This window comes from Streptomyces sp. NPDC058646 (assembly GCF_042716875.1).
Classification (GTDB): Bacteria; Actinomycetota; Actinomycetes; order Streptomycetales; family Streptomycetaceae; genus Streptomyces.
Genome location: NZ_JBHXRK010000053.1, coordinates 1 through 22,837 on the forward strand (window position 1 = coordinate 1; position 22,837 = coordinate 22,837).

Consider the following 22,837-nt stretch of genomic DNA (forward strand, 5'->3'; position numbering starts at 1 on the left):
GCCCCCGCGGGGCGCGCCGCCCCCCCCCCGGGGGGCCGCCCCCCCCGCCGCCGTTCGCGCGTGAGGGGTTCCGCAGCCGCGTACTCGATCAGATGTGCGCCGTCTGACCGGATCTTCCCGAGTCGAAAACCGGAACAGATGCCTGCAAACTGTCCAAGTCGGGATCTTCCCGGCTCCTGCGGGGAGGAGGTAGGAGTGCGCGCGAGACCGAGCCGAGCGGTATCGCTGCTGGTCACCTCCGTGATCGTGACCGGGCTCCTGGTCCCCGGGGCAGCCGCGCAGCCGACGGGCGGCGACCCGGCGTCCGGCCCCGACGCGGCTCCGGCCGTGGTCGACCTTGCGGAGATCCCCGCCGAGCCACCCGTACGGCCCGCCCCGGCCGGCGGGCGCGAACGCTTCGGAGCGGACTGCGACACCGAGATCGACGGGTCACAGGTGACGGCGTACTGCCACAACGGCTGGACGCGGACCGACCTGGTGTCCCTGCACGTGGAATGCGACCGCTGGTGGGACGTGGACGGGGACGCCGCCCCCGTGGCCGTGGGTCCGGCAGGGCGGGTGACGCTCACCGCCCGCTGCTGGAAGGAGGTCCGCTCCGCCTGGGTCAGCCACCGGCGCGTCTGAGCGCGCCCGCGCGGGCCTCGCCGTCCGCGCCCGCATCCGTGGCCGGGCCGCCGCTGCCCGCTTCTGCGCCCGTTTCCGTACCCTCCGGCGTGCTCTTGCCGAGGCAGACGAACGGATAGCCCGCCGCCTCGGACGCCGCCGCGTCCCCGTCCCCCCGCCGGATCGCCTCGATCAGCCGGGAGTGGTCCAGGTGGGAGGCGGGATCGAGCCGGGTCCCGACATCGGTCCGCAGCCAGTCGGCCACCAGGTCCCCGAGGTCCGCGTACAGCTCGATCAGCACGTCGTTGTGCGAGGCCGTCACCACGGCCATGTGCAGGCTCACGTCCGCCGCCACGAACAGCTCCGCGTCCCCGCTCGCCCAGGCCTCCTCGCGCCGTGCCAGCAGCGCGTCCAGCTGTACGAGGTCCCGCGCCGTCCGCCGCTCCGCCGCCAGCCTGGCCGCCGAGGACTCCAGGGTCGAGCGCAGCTCCGCGACGTGCCGCGGCTCGGCCCCGGCGAAGCGGCGGTGCATCACCCCGGCCAGCTCGCTGGTGGCCAGGACGTAGGTGCCCGATCCCTGCCGGATGTCGAGGAGCCCGTTGTGGGCGAGGGCGCGGACGGCCTCCCGGACGGTGTTGCGGGCGACGCCCAGCAGTTCCACCAGCTCCGGCTCGGTGGGGATGCGGGAGCCGACCGGCCACTCGCCGGAGGTGATCTGGTTCCGCAGCTGGGCGATCACCTGGTCGACCAGGGCGGAGCGCCGGGGCGAGGTCAGCGGCATGGGTTCCTCTCAAGAGCGAACTGGACAACCAATCATCCCATGATTCTATGATGGTTGGATGTCCGACGAAGAAATCCAGACCATGAGCCGCCCGCCGGTCGCCCGCACCCGCGAGGACCAGCCGCTTTCCCCTTCCGCAGGCCCCGCCCCCAGGTGGCTCGGCCCGGTGCTCATCGTCGGGATCGTGCTGGCCGCCCTCAACCTGCGGCCCGCCATCACCAGCCTCGGCGCCCTCTTCGAGGAGACCCGCACGGGCCTCGGCATGAGCGGCACCGTCGCCGGACTGATCACCTCCGTCCCCGCCCTCTGCTTCGCCCTCTTCGGCGTCACCGCTCCCCGGCTCTCCCGCCGCTTCGGCCCCGCCGCCGTGGTCTGCGCCGGCATGGCCGCCGTCGCCACCGGCCTGCTGATCCGGCCCTTCGCGGGCAACTCCGCGGCCTTCCTCGCCGCCAGCGCGCTCTCCCTGGGCGGCATAGCCGTGACCAACGTGCTGCTCCCGGTCATCGTCAAGCGGTACTTCCCGGACCGCGTCGGCACGATGACCGGCCTGTACTCCATGGCCCTGGCCGCCGGCACCTCCCTCGCCGCCGCGGCCACCGTCCCCCTGACCTCCGCCCTGGGCGGCAGCTGGCGCACCGGCCTGCTCGTCTGGGCCGTGCTCGCCCTGGCCGCCGTACTGCCATGGCTCCCCGTCGCCCGCGCCTCCCGCCGCGCCGAGCGGGCCGCCGCCGCGCAGGACGCGGCCGCACGGGGCGCCGAACCGGGCACCGTACGCGCCCACACGGGCCCGAAGGCCGCCCGCAGCCGCACCGCCTGGGCCCTGGCCGCCTACTTCGGCCTCCAGGCCACCGGCGCGTACATCACCATGGGCTGGCTCCCGCAGATCTTCCGCGACGCCGGGGTCTCCGCCTCGGCCTCCGGCGTGCTCCTCGCCGTCACCATGGTCATGGGCGTCCCGCTCGCCTTCGTCATCCCCGGCCTGGCGGGCCGGATGAAGAACCAGGGCGCCATCGCCGTCGTCCTCGGCCTCTTCGGCCTCGCCGGCTACCTCGGCCTCTACCTCGCCCCGGTGGCCGGAGCCTGGGCCTGGGCCCTCCTGCTCGGCGTCTCCAACTGCGCCTTCCCGCTCGTCATCACCCTGATCGGACTGCGCGCCAAGTCGCCGGCCGGAGTCGCCGAGCTCTCCGCCTTCGCCCAGAGCACCGGCTACCTCATCTCCATCCCCGGGCCCCTGCTCATCGGCACCCTCTACCAGCACAGCGGCGGCTGGGACCTGCCGCTCGCCCTGATGGCCGGGCTCCTCGTCCCGCAGATCGTGCTGGGCGTCCTCGCGGGCCGGGACCGCACCATCGAGGACGAATGCGGCATGCGAGACTGAGGGGCATGTCGCCCGTACTCGAACCGAACCCCCAGAACGGCCGCAAGAAGCTCGGCCTCGTCTTCGGCGCGATGCTCGCCGTGACCGCGATCATCGCCGTCATCGCGACCATCGCCTCCCCCTGACCGCGGGGCCGGCGGGGGTGGGGCTACCCCCACCCACCCCTAGGGGGCCAGGCTCAGGGTGAAGTGGGGTGCGCCCCGGATGGGAACGGCCTCCTCGGATCCATAGATTCGAGGAGAACGAGCCCGCTCCAGTCCGCACACCCACGGAGGCGGCCATGCCGGCCCCCACGCACCCCCGGTACCTCCCCTCCGGCACCCGTGCCGGCACGGGCGCCGACGCCCGCCTGCACTGGTGGGCCCTGGCCCTGCCCGCCCTCGCCTTCGGCCTCCTCCTGCTCCTCCTCGCCGGATCCGCCGAGGCCCACGCGGCCGCCGGGGAAGCCACCGGCCTGCTCCACGTCACCCAGCAGCTGCTGCGCGCCGTCGGCTGATCCCGCACGCGCCGGGGCGCGCCCCACCAGTGGGCGGCAGCCCTCCAACACCCTGCGCCCCACGGCCCGTTTCATGCGAAGCTGGGAGCCATGAGCGCCGACACACCCCGCAGGATCGCCCTCCTCCGGCACGCCAAGGCCGACTGGCCCGAGGTGTCGGACCACGACCGACCGCTGGCGGAGCGAGGCCGCCAGGACGCGCCGGCCGTCGGTCTGAAGCTCGCCGAGACCGGCATCAGCTTCGACCTGGCCCTCTGCTCCACCGCCGCCCGCACCCGCGAGACCTGGAAGCTCGCCGTCCAGGAGATGCCGAACCGGCCGAAGACCTCCTACGAGGAGCGGCTGTACGACGCCTCGCCGGGCGAGCTCATCGCCCTGCTGAACGAGACGTCCGACGAGGTCGCGGACCTCCTCGTCATCGGCCACAACCCCGGCATGCACGCCCTCGCCGACGCCCTCTCCGGGCGCGCCGAGGGCGACACCCTGGCGCGGATGACCCGTACGGCATTCCCGACCGCCGCGCTCGCCGTCGTCTCCTTCACCGGCTCGTGGAAGTCCCTGGAGCCCGGCGTCGGCACGCTGGTGGACTTCTGGACCCCCAAGGACCACTGACGCCCGCGACGGGCGCCACCGGGGGACCGCCCCCGGCACCCGTCCCGAGGCACCCGCCCCCGACACGCTCCGCGAGACGCGTACGGGCCCCGGCAGCCGTCCTGCCCGCCGGGGCCCGTACGCGTCCTCGCCCGCGCTCACGCCAGATCGGCGGCCTCGACCTCTTCACGGGTGATCCCGAGCAGGTACAGCACCGCGTCCAGGAACGGCACGTTCACCGCGGTGTGCGCGGCCTCGCGCACCACCGGCTTGGCGTTGAAGGCCACGCCCAGCCCGGCCGCGTTCAGCATGTCCAGGTCGTTCGCGCCGTCACCGATGGCCACCGTCTGCGCCAGCGGTACGCCGGCCTCCGCCGCGAAGCGCCGCAGCAACCGGGCCTTGCCCGCCCGGTCCACGATCTCGCCGGTGACCCGGCCGGTCAGCTTCCCGTCGACGATCTCCAGGGTGTTGGCCGAGGCGAAGTCCAGCCCCAGCCGCTCCCGCAGGTCGTCGGTGACCTGGGTGAACCCGCCCGAGACCACACCGACCTGGTAGCCCAGCCGCTTCAGCGTGCGGATCAGGGTCCGGGCGCCGGGGGTCAGCTGCACCTCCGAGCGGACCTTGTCCACCACCGAGGCGTCCAGGCCCGCCAGCAGCGCGACGCGGGCGTGCAGGGACTGCTCGAAGTCCAGCTCGCCGCGCATGGCCCGCTCGGTGACCTCCGCGACCTCGGCCTCGCAGCCCGCGTGGGCGGCGAACAGCTCGATGACCTCGTCCTGGATCAGCGTGGAGTCCACGTCCATGACGACCAGGCGCTGGGCCCTGCGGTGCAGCCCGGCCGAGACCACGGCCACGTCCACGCCGATGTGTGCGGCCTCGGTGGCCAGCGCGGTCCGCAGCGGCTCCGTCGCGGTACCGGAGACGGCGAATTCCACCGCCGTCACCGGGTACTTCGCGAGCCGGAAGATGCGGTCGATGTTGCCGCCGGTCGCGGTGATCCGGGCGGCGATGGCCGCCGTGGACTCGGCGGTGAGCGGGTGCCCGAGCACGGTGACGTGGGAGCGGCCGCTGCCGCGCGGCCGGTTGTCACCCGTACCGGAGAGGATCTCGGCCTGCATCTTGAGTGACTCGGCCCAGCTGTGGACGGTGGCCCGCAGCTCGCCCTCGGTGCCGGCGGTGGGCTGGGTGACCAGGGCGCACAGCACTATGCGGCCCCGGGTGACGACCTGCTCGATGTCGACGACATCGACGGAGTAGGCGGCGAGGGTGTCGAACAGCCCGGCGGTGATCCCGGGACGGTCCTTGCCGAAGATCTTGACGAGGAGGGTGGGGACGTCGGAGGTCTGCGAAGCGCTCATGGTGCTCTCACCGTATCTTCCCCGCCTCAGGATCCGGACCCCCGTCCCACCCTCCGGGACCGGGCCGGGACCAGGGGACGGGGACCCGCGACCGGGCGAGGACGCCGTCCGCGCCCGCGGCCGATGCCGGCGGCCGGTGTCAGCGGCGGACCAGCAGGGCCACCGAGATGCCCGATACCTGCTGGAAGCTGCTCCGCGTGTAACGGTCCTGCAGGGCCTTGGCGTGCTCCGGCAGGACGGTGGTGAAGGGGTCGCCCCCGTCGTCCTTGGAGACCAGCCAGATCCGCGGCGCAGGAGTCGAGCCCAGCGAGGCGGCCGCATCGGTGGTCAGCGAGGGCCACAGGTCGTCGCGCTGCTCGCCGGTCTCGTCGAGCAGCACGTCGCGCGGCTTGATGTGCGGGGGCAGGTAGTACTGCACACCGGTGTCCACGCCCCACCACACCTGGTCCCCCTGCTGCCCGTACGCCACCGCGTCGCCCGGCCGGTAGCCCGCGGCGACGATCCCCGCGGCCGCCCGGTAGTCCAGCGGTGCGAAGGCGACCGGCTCGGGGTAGGTGTACGCGGCGTGCGAGAGCGGGCGGTGCATCGTCACGTGGTCCGGGAGGACCGTCACCGCCGTCACCACCAGCGCCGCCACCGCGCCGCGCACGCGCACCAGGGCGATCCCCGCCCCGGCCATCACGGCCCAGGCGGGCAGGACGAAGAAGAGGTACTTCGGCATGAAGTAGGAGACGTCGCCCCGGTGCGAGATCGCCCAGATCACCACGACCGGCAGCACGGCCGAGACGCTGCCGAAGAGCGCCGACCGCTTGCGGTCGCCGCCCCAGGCGAGCGCTGCGGCCAGGAAGAGAGCGGCGGCCAGCGCCGTGCTGGAGAAGATCTGCGGCCAGATGGCGGCCAGGTCGCTCAGCCGCGGGCGGGGGATCCAGCTGATCTGCCGCCCCGCCTGACCCCCGCCGATCCTGATCAGCGGGTACGTGGAGGCCACGCCGAGGCCGGCCGCCGCGGTGAAGCCGATCAGGAGCCGCCGGTCCCGGTCCTTCCACCAGTACAGCGCCACCCCGAAGGCGTGCGCGCCGAGGAAGACCAGCGACACCAGGTGCAGGTAGCCGGCCGCCGCCACCGACACCGCGTAGCAGAGCCAGCGCACCGGCCCCGGCCGCTCCAGTGCCCGCAGGAGCAGGAGCAGGGCCGCCGCGGCCACCAGCACCACGAGGGCGTACGACCGGGCCTCCTGCCCGTACCGGGTGACAGCCGGGATCAGCGCGAACACCAGCCCGGCCGTCAGCCCGGCCCGCGCCCCGAACATCCGCTTGCCCGCCAGGGCCACGCAGCCCGCGGCGGCGGCCATCGCCAGCACGGTGGGCAGCCGGAGCATGGCCGGGGACTCGCCGAAGACCCCGATCCAGTAGTGCATCAGCAGGTAGTAGGCGCCGTGCACGGCGTCCACGTTCTGCAGCATGTCCAGCAGCGCGCCCGTCGGCCGCCGGACCACCGTGAGGGTGGCCAGTTCGTCGTGCCAGAGCACCGGGGTGCTGATCCGGAACAGCCCGGTGGCCAGCGTGGCCAGGACGGGAAGCAGCCAGATCAGCCCGGATATCGGGTGGCGCCGGAGCGCCCGCCGCGCTCTGCGGGCGGCGCTCCGGGTGCCGAGCGGCTGGGCCGGTCGCTCGGTCTCGGCCGTCACGGCGTGATCTGTACGCGTCATTGGAGTCCTGGAGAGGTGGTGCCGGGGGGCGCGGCGGAAGGGGGGCGCTGTCAGACAGACATTCTGCCGGGGTCCGGAGGCGGGTGCGGACGCGGGACGCCCCGGTGTGAGGGAAATCCTGCGGGACGCCGGGCCGGTCGAGGCCCTGCCCGCCGGCGTCCGCCACCGCCGGGCCGGCCAGGTGAGAAGTCCTGAATCGTACGCTCCGGGTGCTATCGGACCCCCTCGGCGGGCCCCTGCGGACGGCCGGACAGGCCCGGATTCCACTTGTGGCCGCGGGCCTGAAATAGTTCCCCCGGATGTTCGCCATCCCTAGACTCCCTGACGTCAGGGGGATCTCGGGGGACTTAAGTGGGGCTGGAGTGCCGGAACTCGTACTGGAATTGAACGGAAGGACTTGGACGCTCGATCCGTCCAGGTCGTACTCCCTGGGGCGAGACCCCCAGGGAGATGTGGTGATCGATGACGCACGGGTGTCGTGGCGGCACGCCACCATCAGCTGGAACGGCCGTGGTTGGGGCATCGAGGACCACGGCAGCACCAACGGCACGTACGTGCACGGAGCCCGGGTCCAACAGGCCGAACTCGTGCCCGGTACGCCCGTCTTCCTGGGCAACGCGACCGACGGCCCGCGGCTGAACCCCGTCGGGGCAACCGCAGCGGCCCCCGCTGCGGCGGCGCAGCAGCCCCAGCACGCCCAGGCCCAGGCCCAGGGTCAGGCCCAGGCGTACGCCCAGCCGCAGGCCCCGGCGTACCAGGCCCCGCAGCAGCCCCAGCAGCAGGCCTGGCAGCAGCAGGTCCCGCAGCAGCAGGCTCAGGCGCACCTCCCGCACCAGCAGGGCGGCGGCCCCGCCGCGGCCAGGCCGGCGCAGGGCGCGGCACCCAACTACAACGACCGCAGCCCGACCACCTTCCACCAGCTCTCGCTCGGCCACGTCATGCGCATCGGCCGTGCGCTGGAGAACGAGCTGGTCGTCTCCGACCTCCAGGTCTCCCGCCACCACGCCGAGTTCCGCTCGATGCCCGGCGGCCGCTTCGAGATCCACGACCTCGGCAGCCACAACGGCACCTACGTCAACGGCCAGCCGCTGGCGAAGTCCGGCACCGCGATGCTCGGCCCGAACGACATCGTCGGCGTCGGCCACTCGACGTTCCGGATCGTCGGCGACCGGCTGGAGGAGTTCGTCGACACCGGCGAGGTCTCCTTCTCGGCCCGCCACCTCACGGTCACGGTCGACGGCGGCAAGCAGATCCTGAAGGACGTCACCTTCGGCGTCCCGGAGAAGTCGCTCATCGGTGTGATCGGCCCCTCCGGCTCCGGCAAGTCCACCCTCCTCAAGGCGCTCACCGGCTACCGGCCCGCCAACCAGGGCGACGTCCTCTACGACAACCGCAACCTGTACAAGCAGTTCGCGGAGCTCCGCCAGCGCATCGGCCTGGTCCCGCAGGACGACATCCTGCACAAGGAGCTGCGCGTCCGCACGGCCCTCAAGTACGCGGCCAAGCTCCGCTTCCCCGGCGACACCGCCGAGTCCGAGCGGTCCGCCCGCATCGACGAGGTGCTGCGCGAGCTCAAGCTCGACATCCACAAGGACAAGAAGATCACCGCGCTCTCGGGCGGTCAGCGCAAGCGCGTGTCCGTGGCGCTGGAGCTGCTCACCAAGCCGTCGCTGATCTTCCTCGACGAGCCGACCTCCGGCCTCGACCCGGGCATGGACCGCGACGTGATGCAGCTGCTGCGCGGCCTCGCGGACGACGGCCGCACCGTGCTGGTCGTCACGCACTCGGTCGCCGAGCTGGCCATCTGCGACAAGCTGCTGGTCATGGCACCGGGCGGTTCCGTCGCGTACTTCGGCCCGCCGGACGAGGCGCTGAACTTCTTCGGCTACAGCACGTGGGCGGACGTCTTCTCGGCGTTCGAGAACTACCGCGACTACGACTGGGCCGGCCGCTGGAAGGGCTCGCAGCACTACCAGCTGTACGCCGCCGACATCGACGCCGTCGCCCCGCAGTCGGTCGCGATGCCGTCCCCGCAGCAGATGAACCCGCCGAAGCCGCAGGCCTGGGCCTCCCAGCTGTTCACGCTGATGTTCCGCTACCTGTCGGTGATCGCGTCCGACAAGGGCTTCATGGCCCTGATGCTGATCCTGCCGGCGGTCCTGGGCGTGGTCTCCACGGTCATCCCCGCGACCTTCGGCCTCGCGCCGCCGAAGCCGCCGTCCAACTTCAACGGCGACGCCGGCACGATCATGCTGATCATCTGCGTCGGCATGTGCTTCTCGGGCGCCGCGAACTCGGTCCGTGAGCTGATCAAGGAACGGGTGATCTACGAACGTGAGCGCGCGACCGGGCTGTCCCGGTCGGCGTACCTCATGTCGAAGGTGATCGTCCTCGGCTTCATCACGGCCGTCCAGGCCGTGATCATCTGCGGGATCGGCTTCATCCCGCGCGAACTGCCCGCCGAGGGCCTGCTCATGCCGCCGGCCGTCGAGCTCTGCGTGTCGGTCACGGCCCTGGGCTTCACCTCGATGATGTTCGGCCTGGTGATCTCCTCGCTGGTGAAGACCTCCGAGAAGACCATGCCGCTGCTGGTCATGTTCGCGATCGTCCAGGTCGTCTTCACCGGCATCCTCTTCCAGGTGTACGACTCCCCGGGCCTGGAACAGTTCGCCTGGCTGATGCCGTCCCGCTGGGCCGTCGCCGCCGCGGGCACCACGCTGAACCTCGGCGTGCTCATGCCGCCGTGGGACCGCGACAACCCGACCAACACCGACCCGCTCTGGGACGCCACGGTCGGCCAGTGGAGCCTGGACATCGCCGTCCTGCTCGTCATGGGCATCGCCTGCGGCTTCCTGGTGGCGCGCCTGCTGCGCCGCCACGAGCCCGAGGTCATGCGCAAGTAGGACCGCCCACCCCGCACGAACGCCTCAGGGCGGCCCCCGGAATCCGGGAGCCGCCCTGAGGCGCGTGGGGGGTCGGACCGTCACAGGCTCAGTAAGCGCTGTTGACGTTGTCCATCGAGCCGTAGCGGTCGGCCGCGTAGTTGCAGGCCGCGACGATGTTCGCGACCGGGTCGTACTGGTCGAACTTGGTGCCCTTGACGTGGTACGCCTTGAAGGTCGGGTAGATGACCTGGAGCAGACCCTTGCTGGGGACGCCGTTCTTGGCGTTGATGTCCCAGTTGTTGATCGCCATCGGGTTACCGCTGGACTCACGCATGATGTTCTTGTGGATGCCCTGGTAGGTACCGGGGATGCCCTCCTTCTTCATGATGAAGAGGGCTTCCTTGATCCAGCCGTCCAGGTTGTTCGCGAAGACGGGGGTGCGGGCGGCGGAGCGGCTCGCGGCGGCCTTCTGCTCGCGGGCCTTCTTCGCGGCGGCCTCGGCCTTGGCCTTCTCGGCGTCCTTCGCCTTCTTGTCGGCGACGACCTGCTGCGCGGAGAGGCTCTGCTGAACCGCCTGCGCCTGAACGCCGCCGACGGCCTGGGTCCAGGCGACGGGGGCGACGGCGACCGTCTGGGCCTCGACGGCACCGGCCGGGACGAGGGAGAAGGCAAGGGCAGCGGTACCGAGCGTGGCGACGCCGGCAAGGGACAGCTTGTGTGCCTTCGTCAGACGACTGTGACCGGGAGTGCTGGAAGCAGACATGGCGGGGCAACCTCTTCGAATAGCGGGGGCCGCAGGAAGGCCGCCTGGATCCGGGGATCCGCGGCGCTGTGCGACGGGAGCAATTCTTAGCGGCGGCAAAATCGCCTGGCAAAGGTGTGACCTACGATCCTGCTTAGTGGATCACGCATCGGCGCCGAGGCCGGATTTCCGGCCTCGGCGCTACGCCCGCCCGAGCTGACAGGGCCTTTATGCGTCCACTAGGGAACTTCGTAAGTGACGTGCGTCCTATGTGCGGGCTCACATCGGCCGGGTAACAGTCTCACCGTACGTTGCGACAGCAACGCAGTAAGTCACCGCTCTCATCCCTGAGTAGTAGATGCACGTCCCCGAACTCGTGCCAGAGGCAGAGCCGGGCCACCGCCTCCGCATACCCGCGGCGTACGGCGGTACGCCCGGCCACCGCCTCCAGCATCAGCAGATGGGAGGCCTCGGGCTCGTGCAGCCCGGTCAGCAGGCCGTCCACCACCCGTACCCCCCGTTCCGGCGTCACCACCAGGTCCGTCCACCCGCCCGCCGGGCGGACCAGCCCGTCCGGGCCGGCGGCCGACTCCAGGGCCCGCACCGCCGTGGTGCCCACCGCGATCACCCTCCCGCCGGGCACCCGGCCGCTGCCCGCCGCCGGGCCGCTGCGCGCCGCTCCTACCTGCCGGGCCGCCCGGACGGTGTTCACCAGCCGGGCCGTGGTCGCCGGCACCTCGTACCGCTCCGGATACGGCGGCTCGTGCGCCTCCTGCGAGGCCACCCCCGTGTGGAGGGTCAGCGGCGCGAACAGCACCCCCCGGCTCACCAGCCGCGCCACCAGCTCCGCCGTGAAGGGACGGGCCGCGCTCGGCATCTCCGCGGATCCCGCCCCGCCGGCGCCGGGTACCGCGAAGACCGTCTGGTACGCCGACAGCGGCTGGTCCCGCTCGGTGTACGCGTACCGGATCGGCCGCCCGTACGCCCGCAGCAGCCCCGGTACGTCCGCCCGCGCCGGCCGGCCCGGCCCTTCGGGTCCGCGGGGCCGCGCCCACCACAGCCGGTCCGCCCCAGCGGCCAGGGGCTCCTCCATGACGAGCCGGGACCCGTCCGGCAGCTCCACCGCCGCCCCGGCGGGCCCTCCGGCGCGGGGGCCGGTCGTCCCCCCGCCGGCCGGGGCGCGCAGCTCCACCGCCCAGCGGTCGTCGTCACCCCGGGTCGAGAAGTGCACCACCAGGTCCTCGCCGCCCAGGCGACCGTCCACGGCGGCCGCCAGCGTGGCCGAGGTGTTCACCACCAGGACGTCCCCGGGCCGCAGCAGCCGCGGCAGCTCGCGGAAGGCGTGCAGCGAGATCCGCTCACTGCCCTGCGAGACCAGCAGCTTCACCGCGTCCCGGCCCAGCCCCGGCCCGCGCTGCTCGGCCGGAACCCGGGCCGGAAGGCCTGGCGGAATGTCCGTTATATACGGCCCTTCTTTCCGTAGCGCCCGAGCCCCGCCCACGGCCCCGCCCGACGCCCCGTTCGCCCCGCCCGATGCCCCGGTCGCCACCCCCGCGGCCCTCCCACCGTCGGCCCGGGCCCTCACCGGACCGCCCCCGCTCCGCCGGCCGCGGCCAGGCCCCCGGCCGTGTACCGCCCGCCGGGCAGCCACTCCGCCACCAGCCGCAGCAGCACCGGAGCCACCTCCTCCGGCGAGGGCAGCCCCGCCAGGTCCTCCTCCGGCTCGGCGGCCGCCATCATCCGCGTCCGCATCGAGCCCGGATCCGCCCACCACACCCGCAGCCCCGGCTCCTCCACCGCCAGCACGGCCGACATCAGGTCCCCCGCCGCCTTCGTGGCCCCGTACGCACCCCACGTCTCGTACGCCACCACCGCCGCATCCGAGCTGATGTTCAGCACCGCCCCCGCCTCCGCGGCCCGCAGCAGCGGCAGCGTCTCCTGGAGCAGCCCCAGCGGCCCCACCACATTCACCTCGAACGCCTCGCGCAGCCCGTCCAGCGGATGCACCGCCAGCGGCACCAACGGCTCCGCCCCCAGCACCCCCGCGTTGTTCACCAGCAGGTCCAGCCCGCCCAGCTCCCGCGCCGCCGCCACCAGGGCTGCCCGGTGCGCCTGCGAGGACACGTCCCCGGCCACCGCACGCACCCGTACCCCCGCCGCCCGCGCCGCCCGGGCCGTCTCCTCCAGCGCCCGCTCACCGCGCGCCCCCAGTACGAGGTCCCAGCCGCGCGCCGCCAGCTCCCCGGCCAGCGCCCGGCCCAGCCCCCTGGAGGCCCCCGTCACCATCGCCACCGCCATGACCGCACCTCGCCTTCCGTCCCGCCCAGCAGATGCCCCCAACCTAGGAACCCGGCGCCCGGCGCCGCGTCGGGCACCGGACCCACCCCGGACGGTCCCTTGGCCCTACGACCAGCCACGACCAGCCCTACGTCCCGGGCCCGATCCCGCAGGTCACACCCGCGGGTACGGTGAGCGCATGCACCGACCACGCAGCGGCCTGGCCGCCGTCAGCACCGCGCTGCTCGCCATGAGCCGCACGCTGGAGGTGCGCGACGTCCTGCGCACGATCGTCGTCTCGGCCCGGGAGCTGCTGGACGCCGAGTACGCGGCCCTGGGCGTCCCCGACGACCACGGGGGCTTCGCCCAGTTCGTCGTCGACGGCATCAGCGAGGAGCAGTGGCGCCGCATCGGCCCGCTGCCCCGCCAGCACGGCATCCTCGCCGCGATGCTCCACCAGGACGGGGCCGAGCGGCTGGCCGACGTACGCAAGGACCCGCGCTTCGAGGGCTGGCCCGCCGCGCACCCGGAGATGTCCGACTTCCTCGGCCTGCCGATCCGTGACGGCGAGGAGATCCTCGGCGCCCTCTTCCTCGCCGACAAGCGCTGCCCCGCACCCGGGGCCGGCTGCGGCTTCACCGAGGAGGACGAGGAGCTCCTGGGCCTCCTCGCCCAGCACGCGGCGATCGCCCTCACCAACGCCCGGCTCTACGAGCGCAGCCGCGAGCTCACCATCGCCGAGGAGCGCTCCCGCCTCGCCCACGAACTGCACGACGCCGTCAGCCAGAAGCTGTTCTCCCTCCGCCTCACCGCCCAGGCCGCCGCGGCCCTCGTGGACCGGCACCCCGCCCGGGCCAAGGACGAGCTCCAGCAGGTCGCCGCCCTCGCGGCGGAGGCGGCCGACGAACTGCGGGCCGCCGTGACCGAGCTGCGCCCCGCCGCGCTCGACGAGGACGGCCTCGTCGCCACCCTGCGCACCCACGTCCAGGTGCTCGACCGCGCCCACACCGCGCACGTCACCTTCACCTGCGACGGGGTACGGGCCCTCCCGGCGGCCCAGGAGGAAGCGCTGCTCCGCGTCGCCCAGGAGGCCCTCCACAACGCCCTGCGCCACTCCGGCGCGGACCGCGTCGAGGTCGCACTGGCCCGGACCCGGGGCGGCGGAGCCGTACTGAAGGTCATCGACTCGGGCCGGGGTTTCGACCCCCGCACCGTCCGCCGGGCGGGCCGCCACCTGGGCCTCGTCTCCATGCGGGACCGCGCGGGCGGCGTCGGCGGACGGCTGGAGGTCCACTCGGAGCCCGGCGGCGGCACCACGATCGAGATGGAGGTCCCGGGTGGCTGACACACCCCCCGTCCGCGTCCTGCTGGTCGACGACCACCAGGTGGTCCGCCGCGGCCTGCGCACCTTCCTGGAGGTGCAGGAGGACATCGAGGTGGTCGGCGAGGCCTCCGACGGCGAGGAGGGCATCGCCCGCGCCGAGGACCTGCGGCCCGACGTGATCCTGATGGACGTCAAGATGCCGGGCACCGACGGCATCGAGGCGCTGCGCCGGCTGCGCGAGCTGGCGAACCCCGCGCGGGTGCTGATCGTCACGAGCTTCACGGAGCAGCGGACCGTCGTCCCGGCCCTGCGGGCGGGCGCGGCCGGATACGTCTACAAGGACATCGACCCCGAGGCCCTGGCCCGGGCCATCCGCTCCGTCCACGCCGGCCACGTGCTCCTCCAGCCGGAAGTGGCCGTGGCGCTCCTCTCCCAGGAGGACCAGAGCCCCCCGCCCGGCCGCAGCGGCTCGCTGACCGAACGGGAACGGGAGGTGCTCTCACTCATCGCGGACGGCCGTTCGAACCGGGAGATCGCCCGGGCGCTCGTCCTGTCCGAGAAGACGGTCAAGACCCACGTCTCGAACATCCTGATGAAGCTGGACCTCGCGGACCGCACCCAGGCGGCGTTGTGGGCGGTCAGGCACGGAATCGCGGAGTGAGGGCACCGGTCTGAGATTCATACGGTCGGGTGTATGTAGCCCACATGGCGTATCCCGGCCGCGGTGCGGGCGTTCTCCATGGCGTGCCGCGACGGCTGGTCGCGGCAGACGTACTGGAGGACGAGAACGTGAAGAACTTCAAGAAGGCCGCCACCGTCACCATGATCGCGGGTGGCCTGCTGGCCGCCGGTGCGGGTGTCTCCGCTGCGCACGGCGGTGCGTCCGCGGAGGGTGAGGCCCTGCACTCGCCCGGCGTGGCCTCCGGGAACCTGCTCCAGGTCCCCGTGCACGTCCCGGTGAACGCGGTGGGCAACACGGTCAGCGTCATCGGCCTGCTGAACGGCGCCTTCGGCAACACCGGCGTCAACGCCTGACCCACGCCCCACCCCGCGGGCCCCGGCCCCGGACCCCGTCCGGCCACCACGCCGCAGCCCGCACCCCAGACACCGCCCCGGCCCCGCTTCCCCCCTCTCCCCGGGGGGCGGGGCTGCGGCAAATCTCCCCCTCTGGGCAACCGTAGCCGCGGAAAATCAAGCCCCGCCGGCGATTGAGGCGCGGGGTCTGGGGCGGAGCCCCAGGAGCCTCCGGCGCAGCCCGGCCCCTGCCTCCAAGCCCTGCCGGGCCCGCCAAGCCCTGCCGGGCCCGCCAAGCCCTGCCGGGCCCGCCAAGCCCTGCCAGGCCCGGCCCCGGCCGGCCCGCGAACGGCGGCCTAGCGCTCCCGCTCCTCGACCGCCGCGCCGTACGCGGCGACGAGCGCCCGCCGCGCCACCCGCTCCACCGGCCGCAAGGCCTCCACCCGCGCCGCCATCTCCGACGCGGCCACCGCGCCGCCGTGCCCGTTCCGGTACGCCAGCGACACCAGCAGCCCCACCCGCTGCGCCAGCGCCAGCACCCGTACCGCCCGCGGCGGATACCCCGGCGCGAGCACCTCCCGCCCCGCATCCGCCCGCGCCCGGTACGCCGACAGCGCGGCCTCCGCCACCGGGCCCGAGCCCGCCACGTCCAGCCGGGTCAGCACCACCGTCGCCTCGCGCAGCGCCTCCGCCAGTTCCCGCTCCGCCTCGCCGAGCGACGGCACGTCCGCCGGGGGCGCCTCCCGCACCGGCAGGCAGTGCCAGGTCACCGACACGTGCACGTCCCCGGCGGGTCCGGCCTCCTCCACCTCCGGCACCAGCCCCAGCGCCGCCCCCACCGCGATGACGGCCTCCTCCGCCTCCAGGGCCCGCGCGTTGAACTCGGGCGGCCCGCTCAGCCCCAGCGGATGCCCCGGCGCCGGCAGCGCCACCCGCAGACCTGTGACCCCCAGCACTCTCATCCGCCCGAGCGCCAGCGTGAGCCCCACCGGACCCGGTTCCCCCGGCAGCCCGACCACCCGGTGCACGGCGTCCTCGCCCACGATCGAAGAACCGGCCTCGTCGGGCGAGACGAGACCGGCCAGCAGCGCGTTCCCCCAGGCGGCCAGCCGCCCTGAACGTGGTTCGAAAAGCATCCCCCTACTTTACGGATCCGGCCCCGCGCCAGGCCCCGGCCCCGGACCCCTTGCCGAGTGGCGTAGGTTTTCCCCTGGGGCTGCGCCTGCCGGCGCACAGAGAACCGTGACTGCAAGGGGTGACAACACGCTCATGAGCGATGTTCTGGAGCTGGTGGACGTATCCGTGGTCCGCGAGGGCCGGGCTCTGGTGGACCAGGTCTCCTGGTCGGTCAAGGAGGGCGAGCGCTGGGTGATCCTCGGCCCCAACGGCGCCGGCAAGACCACCCTGCTGAACCTCGCCTCCAGCTACCTCTTCCCCACCAAGGGCAGTGCCACCATCCTCGGCAGCACCCTCGGCCGGGTCGACGTCTTCGACCTGCGCCCCCGCATCGGCATGGCCGGCATCGCGATGGCCGACAAGCTGCCGAAGCGGCAGACCGTCCTGCAGACCGTCCTGACCGCCGCCTACGGCATGACGGCGACCTGGCAGGAGGAGTACGAGGACGTCGACGAGCAGCGCGCCCGCGCCTTCCTCGACCGCCTGGGCATGACGGACTACCTCGACCGGAAGTTCGGGACCCTCTCCGAGGGCGAGCGCAAGCGCACCCTGATCGCCCGCGCCCTGATGACCGACCCCGAGCTGCTGCTCCTCGACGAGCCCGCCGCCGGACTGGACCTCGGCGGCCGCGAGGACCTCGTACGCCGCCTCGGCCGGCTCGCCAGCGACCCGCTCGCGCCGTCCATGGTCATGGTCACCCACCACGTCGAGGAGATCGCGCCCGGCTTCACGCACGTCCTGATGATCCGTCAGGGCAAGGTCGTCACCGCCGGACCGATCGACCTCGAACTGACCTCGCGCAACCTCTCGCTCTGCTTCGGCCTCCCCCTGATCGTCGAGCGCAACGGCAACGACCGCTGGACCGCCCAGGGCCTCCCCCTCAGGTAGTACGCAGCTCCCGCACCCTGTCCGGACCGCGCCCCACCGACCTACCATGACCACGTGGACGACATCGACGCATGGGTGTGGTGGCTGATCGGCGCGGTCGGACTGGGCATTCCCCTCGTGCTCACCGCGATGCCGGAGTTCGGCATGTTCGCCGTCGGCGCAGTGGCGGCGGCCGTCACGGCCGCCCTCGGCGGGGGAGTGGTGGCGCAGGTCCTGGTCTTCGTGGTCGTCTCCGTCGCGCTCATCGCCGTCGTACGGCCCATCGCCCACCGCCACCGCGAGCAGCGACCCCAACACCGCAGCGGAATCGACGCGTTGAAGGGGAGAAGCGCCGTCGTCCTCGAACGCGTCGACGGCAGCGGCGGCCGCATCAAGCTCGCCGGCGAGATCTGGTCGGCGCGCACCCTCGACGCGGACAGCGCCTTCGAACCGGGCCAGTCCGTCGACGTCGTGGAGATCGACGGAGCGACCGCCGTCGTGATGTGACAAGCAGCCCGCTCGCAGCCCCCGGGTCTGCGAGACTCCGCTCAACGGGGCAGCACAGACAGCCGGAAGGGCACGGGGAACCGCATGCAACCGATCATCATCGTCCTGATCATTCTGGTGGTTCTGGTCTTCATCGCACTGGTCAAGACGATCCAGGTGATCCCGCAGGCCAGCGCCGCCATCGTCGAGCGGTTCGGCCGCTACACCCGCACCCTCAACGCGGGCCTCAACATCGTCGTCCCGTTCATCGACTCGATCCGCAACCGCATCGACCTCCGTGAACAGGTCGTCCCCTTCCCGCCGCAGCCGGTGATCACCCAGGACAACCTGGTCGTCAACATCGACACGGTCATCTACTACCAGGTCACCGACGCGCGCGCCGCCACCTACGAAGTGGCCAGCTACATCCAGGCCATCGAGCAGCTCACCGTCACCACCCTCCGCAACATCATCGGCGGCATGGACCTGGAGCGGACCCTGACCTCCCGCGAGGAGATCAACGCGGCCCTGCGCGGCGTCCTCGACGAGGCCACCGGCAAGTGGGGCATCCGCGTCAACCGCGTCGAGCTCAAGGCCATCGAGCCGCCGACCTCCATCCAGGACTCGATGGAGAAGCAGATGCGCGCCGACCGCGACAAGCGCGCCGCGATCCTGCAGGCCGAAGGCGTCCGCCAGTCCGAGATCCTGCGCGCCGAGGGCGAGAAGCAGTCCTCCATCCTCCGCGCCGAGGGTGACGCCAAGGCCGCCGCCCTGCGCGCCGAGGGCGAGGCGCAGGCGATCCGTACGGTCTTCGAGTCCATCCACGCCGGCGACGCCGACCAGAAGCTCCTGGCCTACCAGTACCTCCAGATGCTCCCGAAGATCGCCGAAGGCGACGCCAACAAGCTCTGGATCGTGCCGAGCGAGATCGGCGACGCCCTCAAGGGCCTCTCGGGCGCCATGGGGAACTTCGGCCCCATGGGCGGAGGTTCGGGCTTCAACCCGCAGAACTCCGGCAAGGACGGCGGAGGTATCCCCGCCGCACGGGACAAGGACGCCGCGGACCGCCGCGAGCAGCCCCCCATCGACTAGGACACGGCCGGCGGGCCGGGCCGCGCCCGCCCCGCCGGACCTTCCCGGCCGTCCCCTCCTGCATGATCAGTGGGACCCCCCGACCTTCGTGGCGGGGAGGCGACCCACTCATGCGAAGGGGATGGCCAGTCCATGTCCATCTGGGAATCACTCGCGGTCTTCGCCGCCGGCATCGGCGCGGGCACCATCAACACCATCGTCGGCTCCGGCACGCTCATCACCTTCCCGGTGCTGCTGGCCACCGGACTGCCCCCGGTCACCGCCAACGTGTCCAACACCCTCGGCCTGGTGCCCGGCTCCATCAGCGGAGCCATCGGCTACCGCAAGGAGCTCCAGGGCCAGGGCTCACGCATCCTGCGCCTCGGCGCGGTCTCCCTCGCCGGCGGACTCGCGGGCGCCGTCCTGCTCCTCACCCTGCCGTCCGACTCCTTCGACACGATCGTGCCCGTCCTCATCGGACTCGCCCTCGTGCTCGTCGTCCTCCAGCCCCGCCTCGCCAAGGCGCTGCGCCGACACCAGGAAGCCGCAGGCGCAGACACCGGCCACCCCGACGGCGGACCCGCCCTGCTGGGCGGCATGCTGTTCTCCAGCGCCTACGGCGGCTACTTCGGGGCCGCCCAGGGCGTGCTCTACCTCGGCCTGATGGGCCTGCTGCTCCGCGAGGACCTGCAACGCATCAACGCGGTGAAGAACGTGATCGCCGCCATGGTGAACGGCATCGCGGCCGTCGTCTTCCTCTTCGTCGCCGAGTTCGACTGGACGGCCGTCCTCCTCATCGCGGTCGGCTCCACCATCGGCGGCCAGATCGGCGCGAAGGTCGGCCGCCGCCTCCCGCCGACCGCCCTGGGCGCGGTCATCGTGACGGTCGGGGTCCTCGCCATCGTCCAGTTGCTCGTCCGCTGAGCGACGTAGTGGAGATACGACGCCCAGCGGGGCGCGCAGGAACCCGGACGGGGCACACGCACCGCCGGGAACACCTGCGGGCTAGGCCGAGCGCTCCAGCCACTCCGGCAGGACATCCCGCCCGGCCACCCCCAGGGCGAGCAGCATGGCATCCGCCGGAGACGGCACGAAGGGCTTCCGGAGGAGCGGCATGCCGGCCTCCTCCGGAGTCCGGGCCGCTTTGCGGTGGTTGTCCTCGGCACAGGAGGCCACCGTGTTCAGCCAGGTGTCACCACCCCCCTGAGCCCGCGGGAGCACGTGGTCCACGGTCGTCGCGCGCTTCCCGCAGTACGCGCACCGGTGCTGGTCCCGGACGAGCACCCCCCTCCGCGACCAAGGAGCATGTCTTCGGAAGGGCACCCGGACGTACCTGCAGAGCCTGATCACCCGGGGCATCGGCAGCTCCATGGTGGCCGCCCGCACACGCAGCTCGGGATGCGACTGTTCGACGACCGCCTTGTCCTGGAGCACCAGGACCACAGCCCGGTTCAGCGTCACCGTCGACAGCGGCTCGAAGCTCGCATTCAGCACCAGCGTGTCCCGCATCTCGCCCACCTCCCGTGTGCAGGCCCGCGACCACTCTGGCGGCAAGGCCCTCGACCACTCTGGTCGCGCGCGCCACGCGGGACAACGCAATAAAAATGCCCGGTCCTGGTCGTCTTTAGACCAGGACCGGGCAAACGCTCTGCGAACTGTCAGCCGGCCGGAGCCTCGTACTCACCGATCAGTTGGGCCCGCCCGAGCGTGTGGAACCGCAAGTTGAAGCCGACGACCGCGGGAGACACCCCGTCATCGCAACCCAGCTTCTCCGTGTCCACCGCGTACACGGTGAACACGTACCGGTGCCGCTCCCCGGCCGGCGGGGCCGCCCCGCCGAAGTCCTTCGTCCCGTAGTCGTTGCGCACCTGCACGGCACCCGCGGGCAGCCCCTCGAACGCGCCGCTGCCCGCCCCGGCCGGCAGCTCGGTGACCGAGACCGGCAGATCGAACAGCACCCAGTGCCAGAACCCGCTGCCCGTCGGCGCGTCCGGGTCGAAGCAGGTCACGGCGAAGCTCTTCGTCCCCTCCGGGAACCCCTCCCACCGCAGCTGTGGCGAGAGGTCCCCACCCGACTTGACCTGCGCGTCGTCCAGTTCCGCACCCGGAGCCAGATCAGTGCTCGTCACGGTGAACGCGTGCACCTCGGGGTGGAAATCATGCGGGAGCGGCGGCCTGTTGAGCTCGGACACGACGAAAACCTCCTGGAGACATCGGAAAACGTCCGCCCCGGAGCTTAGGGGCAACGCCCGGAGACGATCAGAACCAGTTCCGCTGCGACCCCACCGAAGCGATCCACTGGTTCAGGTACGCCGCCCAGTCGGTCTCCTGGTACGACTGCAGACCCACCTGGAAGCAGCGGTAGGTGTCGCTGCCCTCGCTGAACAGCCCCGGCTTCTTGTCCATCTCCAGGACGACGTCCATCTCTCGGCCGTCCGAGACGAAGGTGAGTTCGACCTGGTTCAGCCCCCGGTACTGCGACGGCGGCAGGAACTCGATCTCCTGGTAGAAGGGCAGCGTCTGGCGCGTGCCCCGGATGTGACCGCGCTCCATGTCCGCACTGCGGAAGGAGAAGCCCAGCTGACGGAAGGCATCCAGAATCGCCTGCTGCGCCGGCACCGGGTGCACGTTGATCGAGTCGAGGTCGCCGGCGTCCACGGCCCGCGCGATCTCCAGCTCGGTGCTGACCCCGATGTTCATCCCGTGCAGGTGCTGGCCCCCGAAGTGGGTGATCGGCGTCTCCGCGGGGATCTCCAGCCCGAAGGGCACCACGTGCAGCGCGCCCGCCTGCACCTGGAAGGCACCGCCGAGGCGCTGCTTGCTGAAGACCATGTCCTGCTTGTACTCCTGGTCACCGCCCTCGACCTCGACCCGGGCCTGAAGCCCGACGGACAGCCCCTCGATCTGCTGCTCCACCGATCCACCCTGGATCCGGACCTCGCCCTGGACGATCCCGCCCGGCACGACGTTCGGCTCGGTGATGACCGTGTCCACCGAAGCACCACCGGCACCCAGGCTCGCGAACAGCTTCCTGAACCCCATGCTCAAACTCCCCTGCTACGGATCTAAGGATCTGGCGACTACGTCGCGACTACCCCTTACCAACGCGGAACCTTAGGCCCCGGTTGCAGGAGCAGCCGTTCCACTACGCTCGACCGGATGAGCGCGCGCCCTGACCGTACGCCCCTGCCCAGGTCCTTCTTCGACCGCCCGGTCCTCATCGTGGCCCCGGACCTCCTCGGCCGCACCCTGGTCCGCCGCACCCCGGAGGGCCCCCTCGAACTGCGCATCACGGAGGTCGAGGCCTACGAGGGTCAGGCCGATCCGGGCTCCCACGCCTACCGCGGCCGCACCGCACGCAACGCATCGATGTTCGGTCCGCCCGGACACGCGTACGTCTACTTCATCTACGGCATGTGGTTCAGCCTGAACCTGGTCTGCGGCCCACCGGACCACGCGAGCGGGGTCCTGCTGCGCGCCGGCGAGGTCCTCGTGGGCGCCGACCAAGCCGCCAAACGGCGACTCTCGGCCAGAAACCGGAGCGAACTCGCCAAGGGTCCGGCCCGGCTGGCCACCGCCCTGGATGTGGACCGCTCCCTCGACGGAACCGACCTCTGCGGCGGCCCGGACTCTCCCCTGTCCGTCCTCGCGGGCACCCCCACCCCGCCCGACCTGGTGAGCAGCGGACCGCGCACGGGAGTGGGCGGCGCCGGCGCGGCCCACCCCTACCGCTTCTGGATCACGCACGACCCCACGGTGAGCCCGTACCGCGCCCACGCGCCGCGCCGCCGCTCGACTTGACTCGCCCCGGACGGACGCCTAACGTAGTCCGAGCCGCTTGACCGGGGCATTGCCATCAGCAGACCCCGGAGCGGCCAACCCACTACCTACGACTTACCCCTGGCGGGGTCTTATTCGGCATGCCCGAATTCCCGGCCGGTGACTCGATTATGAGTCGCAAGGGAAAAGCGCTAACGTGGTGGCACGCCGGAAAGGGAAACGCGAAAGCGGAAACCTGGAAAGCGAAACCCGCTTCGACCGGGAATCGGACACGAAAGAGTCTGATAGAGTCGGAAACGA

Annotated in this window: 24 protein-coding genes; 14 read left to right on the forward strand and 10 right to left on the reverse strand. The window is 72.2% G+C overall.

The genetic code is table 11. The features are described from left to right. The first annotated feature begins 195 nt into the window (after positions 1–195). A complete protein-coding gene (locus tag ACFWUZ_RS35020) occupies positions 196–624 on the forward strand; it encodes a hypothetical protein (RefSeq protein ID WP_384381980.1) in 429 nt (142 codons plus the stop codon). On the opposite strand, the gene ACFWUZ_RS35025 is transcribed toward ACFWUZ_RS35020, so the two are convergent. Next, the gene (locus ACFWUZ_RS35025; protein ID WP_384381982.1) at positions 605–1,384 is read right to left on the reverse strand and encodes a FadR/GntR family transcriptional regulator; all 780 of its coding nucleotides are present in this window, start codon (positions 1,382–1,384) and stop codon (positions 605–607) included. The two genes, ACFWUZ_RS35020 and ACFWUZ_RS35025, sit on opposite strands and share 20 nt — an antisense overlap. A gap of 58 nt (positions 1,385–1,442) precedes the next feature. On the opposite strand from ACFWUZ_RS35025, the gene ACFWUZ_RS35030 reads away from it, so the two are divergent. From ACFWUZ_RS35030 to ACFWUZ_RS35045, 4 genes are all read left to right on the forward strand, one after another. Then, positions 1,443–2,762 carry a CynX/NimT family MFS transporter gene (locus tag ACFWUZ_RS35030; RefSeq protein ID WP_384381984.1) on the forward strand — a complete coding sequence of 440 codons (1,320 nt, stop codon included), beginning with the start codon at positions 1,443–1,445 and terminating at the stop codon, positions 2,760–2,762. 5 nt (positions 2,763–2,767) lie between these two features. Continuing rightward, a complete protein-coding gene (locus ACFWUZ_RS35035; protein WP_384381986.1) occupies positions 2,768–2,887 on the forward strand; it encodes an SGM_5486 family transporter-associated protein in 120 nt (39 codons plus the stop codon). Between the two features lie 155 nt (positions 2,888–3,042). Continuing rightward, positions 3,043–3,258 (forward strand): hypothetical protein, encoded by a 216-nt coding sequence (locus ACFWUZ_RS35040; protein ID WP_384381988.1) that lies wholly within the window; start codon positions 3,043–3,045, stop codon positions 3,256–3,258. Between the two features lie 90 nt (positions 3,259–3,348). Beyond that, on the forward strand, positions 3,349–3,870 hold the full coding sequence (locus tag ACFWUZ_RS35045) for a SixA phosphatase family protein (RefSeq protein ID WP_384381990.1): 522 nt from the start codon (positions 3,349–3,351) through the stop codon (positions 3,868–3,870). 137 nt (positions 3,871–4,007) lie between these two features. Here the strand turns inward: ACFWUZ_RS35045 and serB are convergent, their stop codons facing one another. After that, positions 4,008–5,207: a phosphoserine phosphatase SerB gene (gene serB / locus ACFWUZ_RS35050; RefSeq protein ID WP_384381992.1), complete on the reverse strand. Its 1,200-nt coding sequence runs from the start codon at positions 5,205–5,207 to the stop codon at positions 4,008–4,010. 139 nt (positions 5,208–5,346) lie between these two features. Further along, entirely contained in the window at positions 5,347–6,915 is a 1,569-nt protein-coding gene (locus ACFWUZ_RS35055; RefSeq protein ID WP_384381994.1) for a glycosyltransferase family 39 protein, read from the reverse strand. A gap of 299 nt (positions 6,916–7,214) precedes the next feature. On the opposite strand from ACFWUZ_RS35055, the gene ACFWUZ_RS35060 reads away from it, so the two are divergent. Continuing rightward, positions 7,215–9,818 carry an FHA domain-containing protein gene (locus tag ACFWUZ_RS35060; RefSeq protein ID WP_384381996.1) on the forward strand — a complete coding sequence of 868 codons (2,604 nt, stop codon included), beginning with the start codon at positions 7,215–7,217 and terminating at the stop codon, positions 9,816–9,818. Positions 9,819–9,906: 88 nt separating this feature from the next. Here the strand turns inward: ACFWUZ_RS35060 and ACFWUZ_RS35065 are convergent, their stop codons facing one another. The 3 genes from ACFWUZ_RS35065 to ACFWUZ_RS35075 all read right to left on the reverse strand — a co-directional run bounded on the left by ACFWUZ_RS35065 (position 9,907) and on the right by ACFWUZ_RS35075 (position 12,840). Continuing rightward, positions 9,907–10,563 (reverse strand): transglycosylase SLT domain-containing protein, encoded by a 657-nt coding sequence (locus tag ACFWUZ_RS35065; protein ID WP_384381998.1) that lies wholly within the window; start codon positions 10,561–10,563, stop codon positions 9,907–9,909. A 280-nt stretch (positions 10,564–10,843) separates the two neighbouring features. After that, positions 10,844–12,043 (reverse strand): S-adenosylmethionine:tRNA ribosyltransferase-isomerase, encoded by a 1,200-nt coding sequence (locus ACFWUZ_RS35070; protein WP_384382020.1) that lies wholly within the window; start codon positions 12,041–12,043, stop codon positions 10,844–10,846. Between the two features lie 80 nt (positions 12,044–12,123). Beyond that, positions 12,124–12,840: an SDR family NAD(P)-dependent oxidoreductase gene (locus ACFWUZ_RS35075; RefSeq protein ID WP_384382000.1), complete on the reverse strand. Its 717-nt coding sequence runs from the start codon at positions 12,838–12,840 to the stop codon at positions 12,124–12,126. Positions 12,841–13,018: 178 nt separating this feature from the next. Here ACFWUZ_RS35075 and ACFWUZ_RS35080 point away from each other — a divergent pair, with 178 nt between their 5' ends. The 3 genes from ACFWUZ_RS35080 to ACFWUZ_RS35090 all read left to right on the forward strand — a co-directional run bounded on the left by ACFWUZ_RS35080 (position 13,019) and on the right by ACFWUZ_RS35090 (position 15,178). Beyond that, positions 13,019–14,164 (forward strand): GAF domain-containing sensor histidine kinase, encoded by a 1,146-nt coding sequence (locus tag ACFWUZ_RS35080; RefSeq protein ID WP_384382002.1) that lies wholly within the window; start codon positions 13,019–13,021, stop codon positions 14,162–14,164. Continuing rightward, entirely contained in the window at positions 14,157–14,804 is a 648-nt protein-coding gene (locus ACFWUZ_RS35085) for a response regulator (protein ID WP_384382004.1), read from the forward strand. Before ACFWUZ_RS35080 ends, ACFWUZ_RS35085 begins: the two co-directional genes overlap by 8 nt. A 128-nt stretch (positions 14,805–14,932) precedes the next feature. Then, a complete protein-coding gene (locus ACFWUZ_RS35090) occupies positions 14,933–15,178 on the forward strand; it encodes a chaplin (protein WP_384382022.1) in 246 nt (81 codons plus the stop codon). A 335-nt stretch (positions 15,179–15,513) separates the two neighbouring features. Here ACFWUZ_RS35090 and ACFWUZ_RS35095 read toward each other — a convergent pair whose 3' ends face one another. Continuing rightward, positions 15,514–16,293: a hypothetical protein gene (locus tag ACFWUZ_RS35095; protein ID WP_384382006.1), complete on the reverse strand. Its 780-nt coding sequence runs from the start codon at positions 16,291–16,293 to the stop codon at positions 15,514–15,516. 133 nt (positions 16,294–16,426) lie between these two features. Here ACFWUZ_RS35095 and ACFWUZ_RS35100 point away from each other — a divergent pair, with 133 nt between their 5' ends. From ACFWUZ_RS35100 to ACFWUZ_RS35115, 4 genes are all read left to right on the forward strand, one after another. Continuing rightward, positions 16,427–17,221 carry an ABC transporter ATP-binding protein gene (locus ACFWUZ_RS35100; RefSeq protein ID WP_384382008.1) on the forward strand — a complete coding sequence of 265 codons (795 nt, stop codon included), beginning with the start codon at positions 16,427–16,429 and terminating at the stop codon, positions 17,219–17,221. Positions 17,222–17,275: 54 nt separating this feature from the next. Further along, positions 17,276–17,707, forward strand: a complete 432-nt coding sequence (locus ACFWUZ_RS35105) for an NfeD family protein (protein WP_384382010.1) — start codon at positions 17,276–17,278, stop codon at positions 17,705–17,707. Between the two features lie 84 nt (positions 17,708–17,791). Continuing rightward, entirely contained in the window at positions 17,792–18,778 is a 987-nt protein-coding gene (locus tag ACFWUZ_RS35110) for an SPFH domain-containing protein (RefSeq protein WP_362057396.1), read from the forward strand. 132 nt (positions 18,779–18,910) lie between these two features. Further along, complete coding sequence (locus tag ACFWUZ_RS35115; protein WP_384382012.1) at positions 18,911–19,681, forward strand: sulfite exporter TauE/SafE family protein; 771 nt, start codon at positions 18,911–18,913, stop codon at positions 19,679–19,681. 81 nt (positions 19,682–19,762) lie between these two features. On the opposite strand, the gene ACFWUZ_RS35120 is transcribed toward ACFWUZ_RS35115, so the two are convergent. The 3 genes from ACFWUZ_RS35120 to ACFWUZ_RS35130 all read right to left on the reverse strand — a co-directional run bounded on the left by ACFWUZ_RS35120 (position 19,763) and on the right by ACFWUZ_RS35130 (position 21,799). Further along, a complete protein-coding gene (locus ACFWUZ_RS35120) occupies positions 19,763–20,266 on the reverse strand; it encodes an HNH endonuclease (RefSeq protein WP_267722486.1) in 504 nt (167 codons plus the stop codon). Between the two features lie 149 nt (positions 20,267–20,415). Further along, a complete protein-coding gene (locus ACFWUZ_RS35125; RefSeq protein ID WP_384382014.1) occupies positions 20,416–20,949 on the reverse strand; it encodes a YbhB/YbcL family Raf kinase inhibitor-like protein in 534 nt (177 codons plus the stop codon). 67 nt (positions 20,950–21,016) lie between these two features. Continuing rightward, positions 21,017–21,799: a sporulation protein gene (locus tag ACFWUZ_RS35130; protein ID WP_384382016.1), complete on the reverse strand. Its 783-nt coding sequence runs from the start codon at positions 21,797–21,799 to the stop codon at positions 21,017–21,019. A gap of 117 nt (positions 21,800–21,916) precedes the next feature. On the opposite strand from ACFWUZ_RS35130, the gene ACFWUZ_RS35135 reads away from it, so the two are divergent. Further along, positions 21,917–22,558, forward strand: a complete 642-nt coding sequence (locus tag ACFWUZ_RS35135) for a DNA-3-methyladenine glycosylase (protein ID WP_384382018.1) — start codon at positions 21,917–21,919, stop codon at positions 22,556–22,558. Positions 22,559–22,837: the final 279 nt, after the last annotated feature.